This is a genomic window from Dolichospermum sp. FACHB-1091 (assembly GCF_014697585.1).
GTDB lineage: Bacteria > Cyanobacteriota > Cyanobacteriia > Cyanobacteriales > Nostocaceae > Dolichospermum.
On record NZ_JACJSB010000023.1, the window covers coordinates 1 to 15,321 of the forward strand.

At 37.6% G+C, this 15,321-nt stretch carries 14 protein-coding genes; 7 read left to right on the forward strand and 7 right to left on the reverse strand.

What is annotated here, in order from left to right; all coding sequences use genetic code 11:
* Nucleotides 1-562 precede the first annotated feature (562 nt).
* Together H6G25_RS14790 and zds are read left to right on the forward strand one after the other, a co-directional pair.
* Nucleotides 563-733 (forward strand): CopG family transcriptional regulator, encoded by a 171-nt coding sequence (locus H6G25_RS14790; RefSeq protein ID WP_137907148.1) that lies wholly within the window; start codon nucleotides 563-565, stop codon nucleotides 731-733.
* 75 nt (nucleotides 734-808) lie between these two features.
* Entirely contained in the window at nucleotides 809-2,260 is a 1,452-nt protein-coding gene (gene zds, locus H6G25_RS14795; protein ID WP_190393150.1) for a 9,9'-di-cis-zeta-carotene desaturase, read from the forward strand.
* Here the strand turns inward: zds and H6G25_RS14800 are convergent.
* A complete protein-coding gene (locus H6G25_RS14800) occupies nucleotides 2,229-2,411 on the reverse strand; it encodes a hypothetical protein (protein ID WP_190393151.1) in 183 nt (60 codons plus the stop codon). The two genes, zds and H6G25_RS14800, sit on opposite strands and share 32 nt — an antisense overlap.
* Nucleotides 2,412-2,450: 39 nt before the next feature.
* On the opposite strand from H6G25_RS14800, the gene H6G25_RS14805 reads away from it, so the two are divergent.
* Nucleotides 2,451-2,894, forward strand: a complete 444-nt coding sequence (locus tag H6G25_RS14805; protein WP_190393152.1) for an SRPBCC family protein — start codon at nucleotides 2,451-2,453, stop codon at nucleotides 2,892-2,894.
* 178 nt (nucleotides 2,895-3,072) lie between these two features.
* Here the strand turns inward: H6G25_RS14805 and H6G25_RS14810 are convergent, their stop codons facing one another.
* The 3 genes from H6G25_RS14810 to H6G25_RS14820 form a co-directional block, all read right to left on the reverse strand.
* Nucleotides 3,073-4,509: an FAD-binding domain-containing protein gene (locus H6G25_RS14810; RefSeq protein ID WP_190393153.1), complete on the reverse strand. Its 1,437-nt coding sequence runs from the start codon at nucleotides 4,507-4,509 to the stop codon at nucleotides 3,073-3,075.
* 97 nt (nucleotides 4,510-4,606) lie between these two features.
* On the reverse strand, nucleotides 4,607-5,866 hold the full coding sequence (locus H6G25_RS14815; protein ID WP_190393154.1) for a dihydroorotase: 1,260 nt from the start codon (nucleotides 5,864-5,866) through the stop codon (nucleotides 4,607-4,609).
* 106 nt (nucleotides 5,867-5,972) lie between these two features.
* Complete coding sequence (locus tag H6G25_RS14820) at nucleotides 5,973-6,545, reverse strand: thioredoxin family protein (RefSeq protein ID WP_190393155.1); 573 nt, start codon at nucleotides 6,543-6,545, stop codon at nucleotides 5,973-5,975.
* 58 nt (nucleotides 6,546-6,603) lie between these two features.
* Between H6G25_RS14820 and H6G25_RS14825 the strand changes: the two genes are divergently transcribed.
* Both H6G25_RS14825 and H6G25_RS14830 read left to right on the forward strand, forming a co-directional pair.
* The gene (locus H6G25_RS14825) at nucleotides 6,604-7,008 is read left to right on the forward strand and encodes an NIL domain-containing protein (RefSeq protein WP_027404943.1); all 405 of its coding nucleotides are present in this window, start codon (nucleotides 6,604-6,606) and stop codon (nucleotides 7,006-7,008) included.
* A gap of 128 nt (nucleotides 7,009-7,136) precedes the next feature.
* Nucleotides 7,137-8,096 (forward strand): CHAD domain-containing protein, encoded by a 960-nt coding sequence (locus H6G25_RS14830; RefSeq protein WP_190393156.1) that lies wholly within the window; start codon nucleotides 7,137-7,139, stop codon nucleotides 8,094-8,096.
* A gap of 226 nt (nucleotides 8,097-8,322) precedes the next feature.
* Here the strand turns inward: H6G25_RS14830 and H6G25_RS14835 are convergent, their stop codons facing one another.
* The gene (locus H6G25_RS14835; RefSeq protein ID WP_190393157.1) at nucleotides 8,323-9,900 is read right to left on the reverse strand and encodes a B12-binding domain-containing radical SAM protein; all 1,578 of its coding nucleotides are present in this window, start codon (nucleotides 9,898-9,900) and stop codon (nucleotides 8,323-8,325) included.
* 251 nt (nucleotides 9,901-10,151) lie between these two features.
* On the opposite strand from H6G25_RS14835, the gene trpS reads away from it, so the two are divergent.
* Together trpS and H6G25_RS14845 are read left to right on the forward strand one after the other, a co-directional pair.
* Nucleotides 10,152-11,159, forward strand: coding sequence for a tryptophan--tRNA ligase (trpS, locus tag H6G25_RS14840; RefSeq protein ID WP_190393158.1), 1,008 nt, complete (start codon nucleotides 10,152-10,154; stop codon nucleotides 11,157-11,159).
* Nucleotides 11,160-11,286: 127 nt separating this feature from the next.
* Entirely contained in the window at nucleotides 11,287-12,201 is a 915-nt protein-coding gene (locus H6G25_RS14845) for a methylenetetrahydrofolate reductase (protein ID WP_190393159.1), read from the forward strand.
* Between the two features lie 480 nt (nucleotides 12,202-12,681).
* On the opposite strand, the gene H6G25_RS14850 is transcribed toward H6G25_RS14845, so the two are convergent.
* Nucleotides 12,682-13,548 (reverse strand): aminotransferase class IV, encoded by an 867-nt coding sequence (locus H6G25_RS14850; RefSeq protein ID WP_190393160.1) that lies wholly within the window; start codon nucleotides 13,546-13,548, stop codon nucleotides 12,682-12,684.
* Between the two features lie 91 nt (nucleotides 13,549-13,639).
* A complete protein-coding gene (locus tag H6G25_RS14855) occupies nucleotides 13,640-15,142 on the reverse strand; it encodes a phenylacetate--CoA ligase family protein (RefSeq protein WP_190393161.1) in 1,503 nt (500 codons plus the stop codon).
* Nucleotides 15,143-15,321: the final 179 nt, after the last annotated feature.

The following is a 15,321-nucleotide window of genomic DNA, read 5'->3' on the forward strand; positions in this document are numbered from 1 at the left end:
AGATAAATCAAGGATAAAAAATAAAGAAGTAGCCGGAAAGTTCTCCTTATTAGTAACACTAATTTTGAATGTTTACAGAAGTTGTGGTTTTATATCAATAAAAGATGGACAGTCATGGTTAGGAAAAAACTGGGAAAAAATGTTGTTAGTTGACGGTTTTGATGGTAGTTAGAAAACATTTATTGCCAAAAATATCGAATACAGAAAAATAAAAAAGACCTGAACTCATTGTATATCAAGCAATGAGAGTTTTTTTGCTGTCAAAATAACTAGGGAACACTTAATGATAAAATAAAATAATTGCTCAATAGATTATCAACGGAAAAAAGAGCGAATAATAGTAAAAGTTTGGCTCTTTCTTCTGCTAGAATTTAGAAAATGAAAACCCCCTGGTATTCAGGCCCGGTGATCCTAAGTTTATTTTGGTAACTAGTTGACAAACTGAAGATCTTTAATAAAATTAATTTTTTTGTTACTTTGTTAATTAAGACTTACTCTCATATTATCATTTTTGTTCTGAGTTACCAGACTCTCGAAATCAAGTTAACATACAGCTAAGTGCATGATAATGACAAATAAAAAATGGGCCGTTAAACGGATAACAGTTAATCTAGCAACACAAGAGGCAGAAAAACTAGAAAAATATTGTCAACAGACAGGGAGACCAGCAACAGATGTAATTCGGGAACTAATTAGAAGTTTACCCCAGGGGGAAGAGGTGGCAAACAATTAAAAATTATCAATTCCCAGCAAATTCCCACACTAATTCAGTTACAATTTGTAAAGAAATTGAACAAGGAACGAGGGAATGCGCGTTGCAATTGTGGGTGCGGGACTTGCTGGGTTATCAACTGCGGTAGACTTAGTAGATAGGGGCTGTGAAGTAGAAATTTTCGAGTCTCGTCCCTTTGTGGGTGGCAAAGTCAGCAGTTGGGTAGATAATGATGGTAATCATATTGAAATGGGGCTGCACGTTTTTTTCGGCTGCTACTACAATCTGTTTGCATTAATGGAGAAGGTTGGCGCTGGGGAAAACTTACTCATCAAAGAACATAGTCATACTTTTATCAATAAAGGCGGAAAAACAGGAGCTTTAGATTTTCGCTTTTTCACAGGTGCGCCTTTTAACGGATTAAAAGCGTTTTTCACCACTTCTCAACTGTCTTTACAGGATAAACTACAAAATGCGATCGCTTTAGGCACTAGCCCAATAGTACAGGGTTTAGTAGACTTTGACGGAGCCATGAAAACTATCCGCAAATTAGATAAAATCAGCTTTTCCGATTGGTTTTATAGTCACGGAGGAAGTAAAGGTAGTATTAAACGACTATGGAATCCTATTGCTTACGCACTGGGATTTATAGATTGTGACAATATTTCTGCCCGGTGTATGTTGACAATTTTCCAGTTTTTTGCTGTCAGAACCGAAGCTTCAATTTTGCGAATGTTGGCAGGTTCACCCTCCGAATATTTACATAAACCTATTGTTAAATATTTAGAAGAAAGAGGCACAAAAATATACACTCGTCGTCAAGTGCGAGAAATTCAGTTTACTGAGTCTAAGGTGGTTGGGGAAGCAGAAACCCAGGTAACTGGTATATTAGTTGCTCAAGGTGATACAGAAGAATTGATCACCGCTGATGCTTATCTTTGCGCTTGTGATGTTCCCGGAATCCAACGAGTTTTACCCCAAGCCTGGCGGAAATGGCCAGAATTTGATAACATTTATAAGTTAGATGCTGTCCCCGTCGCTACAGTGCAGCTACGTTTTGATGGTTGGGTGACAGAACTAGAAGATCAGGAAAAACGTAAACAGCTTTCCGCAGCCGTGGGAATAGACAATCTATTGTACACTGGTGATGCTGATTTTTCCTGTTTTGCTGATTTGGCCTTGACTAGCCCCGCAGATTATTATCGTCCTGGGGAAGGTTCATTATTACAATTGGTGTTAACACCGGGAGATCCCTTTATTAAACAAAGCAATGAAGCGATCGCTCACCATGTGCTTAAACAAGTCCATGAGCTATTTCCTTCCTCAAAGGATTTAAACATGACTTGGTACAGCGTGGTTAAATTGGCTCAATCTTTGTATAGAGAAGCACCGGGCATGGATGAATACCGTCCAGATCAAAAAACACCTATACCTAACTTTTTCCTAGCTGGAAGTTACACCCAACAGGATTATATTGATAGCATGGAAGGAGCAACAATTTCTGGACAACGTGCAGCTAAAGCAATTCTGGAAAGTTTGAAGAAGTAGGTAATGGGTAATGGGTAATGGGTAATGGGTAATGGGTAATGGGTAATGGGTAATGGGTAATGGGTAATGGGTAATGGGTAATGGGTAATGGGTAATGGGTAATGGGTAATGGGTAATGGGTAATGGGTAATGGGTAATGGGTAATGACCACAGAGTACAGACAAGTGACCACCGACCAATCTAAAATCCTATGAGTGAATGGCTAGAACATAGTGTACAGGTAGAGGTAGAAGTTCCCATAGAATTAGTATGGGGGCTTTGGTCTGATTTAGAACAAATGCCTAAATGGATGAAATGGATTGATTCTGTGCAAATTCTCCCAGATAGCCCGGAAATTTCCCTATGGAAACTGAATACAGGGGGGTTAGAATTTACGTGGAAATCCCGAATTACTAAAATAATTCCTCATCAAATAATTCAATGGGAGTCTGTGGACGGTTTACCAAATCAAGGAGCAATTCGCTTTTATAATCGCTATGATAATAGTATCGTGAAAATGACGGTTTCCTATGCAATTCCCGGCTTAATTGGTAAACTCATGGATAATTTGTTTTTAGGAAAGGTGGTAGAGTCCACAATTCAGGCGGATTTAGAACGGTTTAAACAATACGCTTTGAATGTGAGAGACAATTAATGTAACCAAGGACGGGTAATTTTTTCCAAATTGAGAATAGTTATAGTTTTTGAGGCCATATAGTATTTCCCATTCAAGTGAGGTAAAAGAGGTCAGAATTAAACGCAGATAAACGCAGATGATTTTGTACCTCATGAGAGTAGGAAACGCTATAAAAGATCAGGTTTTATTTACCAAATTAACTAACAGCTTTTTGTTGCTGATATAACTGCTTAAATAAAGCTTGCTGTTTTTGATGATCAACAATTGGTTTAGGGTAATTAACTCGATGACATTCTAAAGGGGGAATTTTTCCAGTTACTAAATATCCTGTATCTATAGAACGCAATTCTGGTAGCCATTGACGAACATAAGCTGCTTCTGCGTCGAATTTTTGGGTTTGACTAGCTGGATTAAAAATGCGTAATGGTTGAGGGTCCATACCACTAGAAGCACTCCATTGCCAACCTCCATTATTAGCAGATAAATCACCATCAATGAGTTTCTGCATAAAATATTTTTCTCCCCATTGAGGATTAATTATTAAATCCTTAGTCAAAAAACTGGCAACTATCATCCTACATCTATTGTGCATCCAACCAGTTTCATTTAATTGACGCATAGCAGCATCAACTATAGGATAACCCGTTTTACCCTCACACCAAGCTTGAAAATAAGTTTCGTTATTTCGCCAAGGAAACGTTTTAAAATTATCTCTATATGCACCATTAGCTAATGTGGGGAAATGGTACATAGCGTGTTGATAAAATTCCCTCCATGCTAGTTCCTTTTGCCATGTTTGGATACTAGCATTTACCTCCTCACTATTACTATTTGCTAAGGCTTCTATTGTACTTTGCCAAATAGTTCTAATACCAATCACACCGAACTTCAAAGCAGCACTTAATTGAGATGTTCCCTCAATAGCCGGGAAATTGCGTTGTTCTTGATATTCATTAATAAGATACTGGGTAAAATTTTCTAATTTTTCTTGTGCTGCTAACTCTCCAGGATTAATGATTAATTCCCTATCCCAAATAAAACCTAAATCTTCCGCAGTAGGTAAATTGATTATTCCAGATTTTTCGGCTATTTCTTGTTCTTCTGCTGTGAGATTTTGCAGATTTTCTAAAGTTTTAACTGGTTGAGATTTTGTTTTACTATACCAATTTTTCCAGAAAGGAGTATAAACAGTATAGGGAGTTTTCCCGCCACTAAATATTTCCGTTGGAGAGTGAAGTAACTGATCCCAATTGTGGTTAAGAAACTCAATTCCTGCGGTTTTCAAAACATCAATTACCGCTAAATCCCGAATTTGTGAATAAGGTTCAACATCCCAATTCCAAAATACTGCTTTAGCATTTAAAGCCACTGCTAATTGAGGAATTGCGACAACGGGATCATGTTGTAAAATTAATAATTGACTACCTGCTTGTCGGTATCTTTCTTGAAGGGATTGTAAACAACCAATCATATATTCTACCCTAGCAGGTGCAATATCATCACCTTCAAGAATTTGGGGATCTAGACAAAATACACCCACAACCTTGGGACTTTTTTTCCTGGCCGCAGCTAGTCCTGTATGATCAGAAATGCGTAAATCTCGACGATGCCAAAACAAAATTAAATCAGACATTTAATAATAAAGATGTTTCTGTAAACTACCCGATAAAATCTGTTTTTCCTCTACCTCTGTGATCTCTGTGATTCCTTAACAAAAATCAAAATAGATTTTAACAAAAAACTTGTACAACCCGACCCATAATTTCTTGACCAAACCAAGGAGTATTACAAGAAAGCGTTTGGAGATTTACCTGATTTACGTTCCAAATTTGCTGAGGATCAAATAATGTCAATTCAGCTTTTTCACCCGGTTGAATGGCTTTAACCTCCTGTTGTAAACAAGTCGCTGGTTGATGACTCAAAACCCGCCATAATTCCAAAGGTGTAAATTCTCCAGTAGCCACAAGATTTTGCCATAATAGGGGTAATGCCAATTCTAAACCAATTGCTCCCGGTGGCGATTCCGCAAAGGCTTGAACTTTTTCCTCGTAAGTATAGGGTGCGTGATCAATTGCGATCGCATCTATTATACCTATTCGTAAACCTTCCCGTAAGCATAGCATATCTTGGTAATTTCCCAAAGGCGGATCTAAATGTAAGGAAGTGTGGTAACTTCTCATGGATGTTGTATCAAGTAAAACGTGCATCCAGGTTGTACTAGCGGTAATAGGAACACCTTTAGATTTAGCATCGGCAATTAATTGTACACTACGGGCGGTAGAAACACGCATGATATGGACTGGTGTACCGATATCTGCGACTAATTCTAATAAAGCTGCAATAGCCGTTGTTTCCGCACTAGATGGCATCGGGGGTAAACCTAAACGCATGGCCTCTGCACCTTCTCGTATCATACCATTAGCTGCTAAATGGCGATCGCACGGCCAAAAAGCTACAGGTTTACCAAAAGGTTGAAGATACTCCAAAACCCGTCTAACTATCCCCAAATTTTCCCAAGGTTTACCATCAGTAAAACCCACAACTCCCGCAGCGGTTAAATCTGCTACTTCTGTTAATTGTTTACCCGCCAAATCTAAAGTAATTGCTCCCCAAATGTGAAGACTGGGGGAGACTTTTTCCCGACTTCCGTGTTGTTTTAACTGTGTTACCAAAGCAGGTTGATCAATAACTGGTAATGTATCCGGTAAAACACATATTCTAGTAAAACCACCACCAGTGGCAGCTTCTAAAAGAGAAATTAAAGTTTCCCGTTCTTCAAAACCAGGTTCACCGGAACGACTATATAAATCAACCAATCCATGACCAATAAACAAACCTTGACAATCGCGGACAGAAGTATCTGTAGTAAAATTTGTAATTTGTGAGGCGACATCTTGAATATAACCATCAATAATTAATACATCTGCTACCCTGTCAGTTTTTTGGAGAGGATCAATTACTCTTACTTGTTTTAATAGTTCTTTTGTCATGAGTGAGAAATATTACTTATCAGTCTTTTAACCCTTGTCAATTCTACTATTTGATCATACAAATTGGACATTTTATCAATACACTATTTTACCCCTTTGTCAATGATTAAGTCTTATTTATCACTTGGCTACCGTGACTACGAGGATCATTTTGATTAGTGTCTATTGCGGCTGGGGCGGAAAATTGGGAAGTTTTGCCATTACTTTGAACGTGGGGAAGGGTAGTGCCGATAATTAAAGCTTCTAAATTACTGGCCATAATGCTGCGGGGAATATCACCAATGGTTTCGGCTATGGTTTCCCCTTGTTTATCCAAAAATACAAAATGAGGAATCCCATCTACGCGATATTTAAGCATTTCTGGCAACCATTTGGTATTATCAACATTCAACATGACAAAATTCAGGTTTTTATCATACTGTTGTCTGAGTTTAGCCATGTCCGGTGTCATTTTTTGACAAACTGTACACCAATCAGCGTAAAATTCGACGAGGGAGGGTTTACCGTTGTTGACGGCTAATTCTAAAGGAATAGAAGTTTGGTCTAATTCTGCCAGGGAAACTGAGGTAGAATCTGTCTTAAGTCCCAAAAACAGCGCAATTCCCAGCAGGGTAGCTACAATGGTAATTAAGAAGTTTCTGACGCGATTACTAGAATTTACAGGGGCTTCGGCACTCATGATCTTATTAAGACTTATTAATTGAGTTCATCATCTAGTCTACTATTTTTTTTGTCTAATGAAAAAAAGAGTTACCCTAACTTTTCCCAAACGAGCAATTCAAATGCCAGTGACTTACCGACTAGCAAAGGATTTTAATGTGGCTGCGAATATTATCCGCGCCCAAGTTGCGCCTAATCAAATCGGTAAACTGGTGGTAGAATTACTGGGAGATATTGATCAGTTAGATGCAGCAATTGAATGGATGAGATCCCAACATATTCATGTTTCCCTGGGTTTAGGTGAAATTGTCATTGATGAGGATGTATGCGTTCATTGTGGTTTATGTACGGGTGTTTGTCCGACGGAAGCTCTTGCTATTAATCCAGAAACGTATAAACTTACTTTTGTGCGATCGCGTTGTATTGTTTGTGAACAATGTATTCCTACTTGTCCTGTACAAGCTATTTCAACTAATCTTTAAATATAAGGAGGAAAAACCTATACTATTACTATTTCCTAGTTTACTGATATATAAACTTATCTGCGTTTATCTGCGGTGAACTTCCTGATTCTTATTTTAAATTGCTATATTACTAATTGTTTTTATTTATGAAAATCTGCACAGAAACATCAATCAAAACTCTCGCCGAAACTGCACACCAAGCCATTGAAAAGCACTTTGAAAAAACTATAAAATGGGAAAAAGCAGTTAAAAAAGATGAAGATCCAGAAGCAGTACATCAAATGCGGGTGGGAATGCGACGGTTACGAACTGCTGTGAGTAGATTTGAAAGATATTTAATTTTACCAAAATCAGTTAGTGATGAAAATATTGGTAAATTTGCTCGGATTTTAGGTGGTCTTAGGGATTTAGATGTACTGGAAGAAATTTTGGAAAAAAATTACAAACCCCATTTAGTTGTCAAAGAACAGGACTTTCTAAAAACAGCTTTTACCGAATTAGATAAACAACGAGAAAGTGCAATTTCTCATGTTCAGAAAACATTTAAAGATAAAAATTATAAATCTTTTAAAAATGAATGTGAATATTGGTTAAAAAATCCCAGTTATCAAAGTTTTTCATCTGTACCAATTTATCACGTATTACCAGATTTACTCTCACCAGAAGTTAGTGAATTTTGCTTACACCCAGGATGGTTAATTGGGACTAAAATTATTGAATCAGCAATAGTAATACAAACACAATGGACACCAATTCAATTAGAAGAACTTATGCAAACGGAATGTGAAACTCTCCATAGTTTGCGGAAACAAGCTAAACGTCTCCGCTACCAAATGGAGTTATTTACCGAATTATACGGTGAGTCTTTTACTGCTCATGTTCATGATGTTAAAAATATCCAAGAGATCTTGGGAATGATCCAAGATAATATGGTTTTACATGAGTGGTTAAAGAACATTTTCAAATCAGAACTTGATAAGGAATTACCGGGTTTAAAGACGCTATTAGCAGCAAATCGTTATCAATTGTGGCAAGAATGGCAACCACTACAACAACTTTATTTGCAAGCAGATACTAGATATAATTTACATTTGGTGGTGTTATAACCTATTTCGGCAAATATTTTAATATGATAAATAGAAATAGATCCCCGATTTCTCTAAGGGACTTCCAATTAAAAAAATACCCAAAAATTTCTTGTGGTGCGCGACGAATTGCCCGCTAATCATCAAGGACGGGCAGGATGCCCATCCCACAAAATTGGGTAATTTATTTTTTGGTGTTCCCTAAAAAGTCGGTAATATGAGTATTCATTATTTTAAATTGAGCAACTTAACTCACAGTTTCTAATTGTAAACTTATTGCTTTTTTATCCTCTTCGTGCTGCTGAAATTCTGCTAATTCTGATTCTATTTCGGCCTTTACTTCATGACGGAACTTAAAAAAATGTTCACCCACACCTAAAGCAATTAAATAATCATATAATAGATGAGGTTTACGCCGTATCATTGTAATTAATTGCTGCCAAAAAACAAAACGAGTAGAACGTAATACACCTTGTCGCCAACAAATAGATATTAAAAATTTTAACTCTGATTTAGTTAAAATTCGTTGATATTTAGCCCGCCAACCTTCTATCATCATAAAATGTTTAAAAGTCCGTTTCAGGTATGGCATAGGTTCATATAAATTCCAAAAAGTATCAATAAATTCCTGAGCAATTTCCGACATAGGCCGAGTCGGAACAAAATTCATTAAAGCTTTTTGAGAACCAACAAATTCACCCAAACCATCCCTTAATCTTCCCTCTGTTTGTAAGCGAGTCCACATAGCTGTATTGGGTAAAGCTTGCAGTAAATTTAAATGCGCTTGGGGAATACAAGTTTCTTCTACAAATTCTTGAATCCGTTTACCTGCACCTGGTTTTTCATGATCAAATCCTAAGATAAAACCAGACATAATTTGTAATCCCGCTTTAGTAATTTTATGGCAGGATTCAACTAGAGAACTGCGAGTATTTTGTGGTTTATTAATTCCTACCAGACTATCTACATCAGGGGTTTCAATGCCCATAAATACCTTGACAAAACCAGCTTTTACCATTAATTCTAGTAATTCATCATCTTCTGCTAAATTTAAAGAAGCTTCCGTCAATAAAGCAAAAGGGTAATTACGTTTTTCCATCCAAGGAATTAACTCTCTTAAAAAGACCTTAGCATTACGTTTATTGCCAATAAAATTATCATCAACTATAAACACATAACGCCACCAACCCATATTATATAAAACATCCAATTCTGCTAGAATTTGTTCAGGTGTTTTCGTGCGGGGTTTACGACCAAAAAGAGTAATAATATCGCAAAATTCACATTGGAATGGACAACCACGGGAAAATTGCACAGTCATTGCTATATAAGCATTCAAATCTAATAAATCAAATCTGGGTAAAGGAGTTGTGGTGACATCTGGTTTTTCTGTAGCCCGGAAAATTCCTTTTTCTTCTCCCTTTTCTAAAGCTTCTAAAAACATGGGAATAGTGATTTCTCCTTCATCTAAGATTAAATAATCTGCCCCCGCTTCTAAAGCAAATTCTGGAACAGATGTGGCAAATGGTCCGCCAACTGCCACTTTTTTACCTAATCTTTTACCTTTTTTAATTAATTCACTAAAATCCTGTTTTTGAATTATCATGGCCGAGATAATGACAAGATCACACCATTCCCAATCTACATCATTTTCTAGACGAACATTGCGATCGCTCAATCGCAATTCCCAATCACTTGGTAACATTGCTGCTACCGTAATTAAACCCAATGGGGGATTAGTAGCCCGCAGATTTGCTAAATCAAGAGTTTCCTGATAAGACCAAAAAGAATTAGGCATTATCGGCCAGATTAATAAAGCTTTCATCAAGCATATCCCCCTGATTTATTTTCCTATTCAAGCCCATTTAGTCTGAACTATAAAAGCTGGGTTCGTTACTTTTTATCTCTCTGGAGGTACAGATTTTTTAGTTTTATATCTAGAAAATAATTCCATAAGATAATCATGTTAAAAAAATTTTTGCAAACACCAATAACTAATCCCCAATGACGGCTAAAATGAGTCTTGTAACCGCCCCATTGACAAAGCGGGGAAGAGGAGATAAATAACGGATAATTATGGGTAAGCAGCGCGTTCTGTCGGGCGTTCAACCAACTGGTAATTTACACTTAGGTAACTATTTAGGTGCAATTCGTAACTGGGTAGAAATTCAAGATCAGTATGAAAATTTCTTTTGTGTGGTAGATTTACACGCCATCACTGTACCACATAATCCCGCCACTTTAGCGGCTGATACCTACACCATTGCGGCTTTATATCTAGCCTGTGGTATTGATTTACAATATTCTCACATTTTTGTACAATCTCATGTTTCTGCCCACAGTGAACTTTGTTGGTTACTCAACTGCATTACTCCCTTAAATTGGCTACAGGACATGATTCAATTTAAGGAAAAGGCACTTAAACAAGGTGAAAATGTCAGCGCTGGTTTATTGACATATCCAGTATTAATGGCTGCGGATATTTTGCTTTATCAAGCGGATAAAGTTCCTGTCGGTGAAGATCAAAAGCAACATTTAGAACTAGCGCGGGATATTGTTAACAGGTTTAACCATCAATTTGCTAAAAATAAACCTGTATTAAAGTTGCCAGATCCTTTGATTAGAAAGGAAGGGGCAAGGGTAATGAGTTTGACAGATGGAACACGGAAAATGTCAAAATCAGATCCTTCGGAATTAAGCAGGATTAATGTTTTAGATTCACCTGAGCAAATTTTCAATAAAATTAAACGCTGTAAAACTGATCCAGTTCGCGGTTTAACCTTTGATGATGTAGAACGTCCCGAATGTCATAATTTATTAACCCTGTATACCCTATTAGCGGGAAAAACGAAGGAAGCCGTAGCGGTCGAATGTGCAGATATGGGTTGGGGACAATTCAAACCTTTGTTAACAGAAACAGCGATTAATGCTTTAAAACCAATTCAGGATAAATATAAGGAGGTAATGGCAGATAAAGGCTATTTAGAGTCAGTTTTAAAAGATGGTAAAGAAAAAGCCGAGGCTATAGCTAATCAAACCTTAGCAGATGTAAAAGCAGCACTAGGTTATACAGTGCCATTATAATTAGAGTTGTATAGATGTTAGATTCCCTACCTCTTTGACCAGTCAGGGATCTGACTCATACTAAGGTTTAAACTAGAAAGTGTAATTCAGTTTACCTTTAAGAAAACCTCAAAATTAAATTTGCATCATGCAGAATAGCTATAGCACCAGTACATTAAACAACTTCCGCACCGCCGTAGCAGCAGGAGATTTTCTCATTACCGCTGAAGTTGCACCTCCGAAAGGGGGAGATATTACCCATACCATAGAAATGGCGGCGACTCTTAAGGGGAGAGTTCATGCTGTCAATATTACTGACGGTAGCCGCGCTGTGATGCGGATGTCTTCCTTGGTAGCTTCAGCAATTTTACTGCAAAATGGGATTGAGCCGATTTGTCAACTTGCTTGCCGCGATCGCAATAGAATAGGATTACAAGCTGATTTAATGGGCGCTCATGCTTTGGGTATCCACAACATTTTAGCTTTAACTGGCGACCCGGTAAAAGCAGGTGATCATCCTCAAGCCAAAGCTGTTTTTGATTTAGAAGCTGTGCGATTATTGCAGTTAATTAGAAACATGAATCTGGGAGTTGATTTTAATGAAAAACCTTTAACTGATGGTAAATTAGATTTATTTGCAGGGGCGGCGGTAGATCCTCAATCTCCCAGTTGGTCTGGTTTACAAAGTCGGTTTGAAAAGAAAATAGCAGCCGGAGCGCAATTTTTTCAAAGTCAATTAATTACTGATTTTGAAATATTAAAAAAGTTCATGGATAAAATTGCCTCTGGTTACAATAAACCAATTTTAGCAGGAATTTTTCTGTTGAAATCAGCAAAAAATGCCCAATTTATTAATAAGGCCGTTCCCGGTGTGAATATTCCTGAACACATTATTGAGAGGTTAGCAACAGCAAAATATCCCCTGGAAGAAGGAATAAAAATTGCATCTGAACAAGTACAAATTGCTAGAGAATTGTGTCAGGGTGTGCATATTATGGCGGTAAAGCGGGAAGATTTGATTGCGCCGATTTTGGATTTAGCGGGAGTGGAGAAAGTTAGTTAGAAGGAAAAAGCGGCCTTGGTGAATGAAAGTTAAATTAGTCTTTGCGCCAAGGCGCCTTGGCGCAAAGACGCAAAGATTAAGAGTTTCAGAAAGGGAATTTTTGATTTTCATACCTCAATTCAGAAATACCGAAAAAGTAATCATACAGGGGTTTCCGCTCTTATGAGGTACTTCATTTGTCCCATCCTCGCACCCCCCTCAATCCCCGCAGCGGGGGGAAGAAAAGGATAAACTTTTGATATTGGAGGGGGTTGGGGGTGGGGTTCTTGTACCTCATAACATCGGGAAGTGCTGTATTTAGTAAGTAGATTGGCGTTAAAAATTGTCGTTATGACAAGGGAACTCTTAACTCTTAACTGGGAAGAGGTTTTGGGCAACTTTACTTTTCGTTACTTATGTCGGTTTTTTCCGTTCACCTATTTATATTCTCGAATCCTCTTGCCTTCCTAGTCAATCTGGGGATGTTGCATGAGCCGAATTTTAGAAACATAAGAAATTTACTGGATCAGCGCCGCATTCTGCCACAATCCTTTCGATCAGCTTACTGCGTATACTTATTGCTACATAATCTGCTTCCCTAGTCCATTGGTGAAGGTTGATAGATGTTACATGGCGAACTAGCTTCACGCTGTTGGTAAGAAAAACCGTATCGGCAGCCAATAGCTCACCCCAAGTCAGTGATGCTTCACAAGCCTCAAAGCCAAGTGATCCGGCATCCTGCAAAACTAAGTCACGCATTATACCTGGTAATACGCCATCGGAGACTGGGGGTGTGACAAGCCTGTTCCCATAGAGGCAGATAATATTGGCAGAACTAGCACAAGCTACCTTATTATTTGTGTTAAGCATGACTGCATCATCGTAACCTGCCTCCACCGCTTCTTGCAATGCCATAATTTGATCCAGATAACATAGACTCTTGATTTGCGAGATGGGGGAGCTTTCATTACGCTTGATTGAAGAACGTACAAGAGTTATAGGTTTATTATTCAGGGGAGTCCAAGGAGTAATACTGGCAATGATGGTTGGTGTGGGTACAGCAGGTAGTAGCAGCCCCCGATCTCCTGATCCTCGTGTTACGGTAATCCTGAGAATAGCATGAGATATGGGAGACTCCGCAATAACTGTAGCAATGGCTTCATTAATGCGATCGCGGTCAATTGGCAATTTTAGCTTATGACCACCTTGTTCTAGTCGGACAAGATGCGCTTCTAGCTGAAATGGAACATGATTGAAGATCGCTATTGTCTCAAATAACCCATCACCTAGTAGAAGTCCCCGATCTCGAAGATCGAATGGAACTAGTGTTCCTTTGTATGCCGAAATAAGTTTGTTCTTGTCGTTCATTGATCACTGGAACTTCAATCCGTTCTTTTGTGTTTCTGCCTCCAACCCCAAATATAATCAAATCACAAATATCTCCCCACAATTCAACAATTCATGAACGAGTATATCTGTGTTTGACTCCTATGGGAAAATATTCAAGATCACCAATGGGTTTTAATTCTACCAAGGGGGTTTGATATTGGGGGGGAACATAATTAGCAAATTCACTATTCAGACGTAATAATTGGGTCAGAATAGAGTTAGTAATAGATGATTTTTTCTGTTCTTGATCTTCTATTCCTGCTGCTAGTTCGACGACTACAGATAAAAAGCGGTTTTTGTCCAAATCTTCTTTTATTTGTAATACAAATTTACCCGTTACCCATTCTCTAATAATTGGTTGTTCTAAACCTACTGTAATATTTTCTGGGTAGATATTTGCGCCAAAATAGGAAACTGTAAAGTTAGAACGTCCGAAAACATAGACAAAAGGTAACTGATTAATTCCGCGATGATTTTCTAATTCTGTGAGAGGATTAAAACCCCAATTTGCTAAAAATTCCAGCATTTCTGAATAGGAAATTAAACCACCATGATCAAGAATACTATATCTAATTAAAGGAACTCCATTATCCCCAGAAAATAGGAGATTTCCCTCTTCAACTTCAAAAAAACGACTGCTAGGATCATATTGGACTAAAGTAGGTAAACGGGACTCTCCAAATAATGCTTTGGCTGCTGCGGGAGTACGCGCTAAAAACCGTCGAATACATATACTTAAAGGGGTTTCATTTCCTAAAACTCCCGCGTCTGCTGTTCCATACAAAGAAGCAAAATCATCACAGGGATTTTCAGAACCCATTCTTTCAGCGACTAAATTTCGCCATTCTTCACTAAATACTTCTCCGGCCATTACCAATTTAATATTATATTGTTTCCATTGCATTCCTTGAGCAAGACCCGTATCAATGACATCTTTTAAAAATGGTGGATATCCTAATAATACAACTTGCTGAAAGTTAGTTCCTAATTCCTGGACAATTCGTAAAATTTCCGGTTTATTATTACCTGGAGTAATGACAGTAAGGGGATAACCTTTAGCAGCTAAATAACGACAACAATTAGTAGTAAACATTCCTCCTACCCAAGTTCCCAAGGAAAAACAAATTACGGCTAAAGTAGTTTGAGAATCTGCGTAGAAACTATTATGAAAAATTTGCTCAAAGCGGGTTGCTATGTGTAATTCATCTGTTAAAAAACGCGGCCAAAATGTTGATTTTCCTGTAGAACCGGAGGAAGCGGCTATAAAATCACAGTTTTCTATTTTTCCGTGATAACACAACTCAGATACAGGATATTTTGCTATATAATTCTCCTTATTAATTTTCGGTATTTTTTGAAAATCTGCCAAAGTCTGAATAGTATCTGGTTTAATTCCGGCTTTTGCCAAAAATTCTTGATATGCAGGTACATTAGCTGCGACTTTCTGAAATAATTTGATCACAGTTATTTCTAGATCATGATCGGGATAAAGTTGAAGTTTTTCCTCTACAGGAAGAGATATAAAATTGGTGAGTTCTTGAATTATATTTTGGGTTTCTGTTGGGGATTTCATAATTTATCTCAGGTAAAAACTATGCTGTTGACTAGATTTATTTAATTTATCTTTATTATCTCGAAAATAGACTGGTAATCATACCATCTTCCCGTAAAACTGCGTCAAATTTTTTGGAAATTTTCTTTTCTGTCTTTGTGTCCTCTGTGTCCTCTGTGGTTCGTTGATCTTAAATTTCC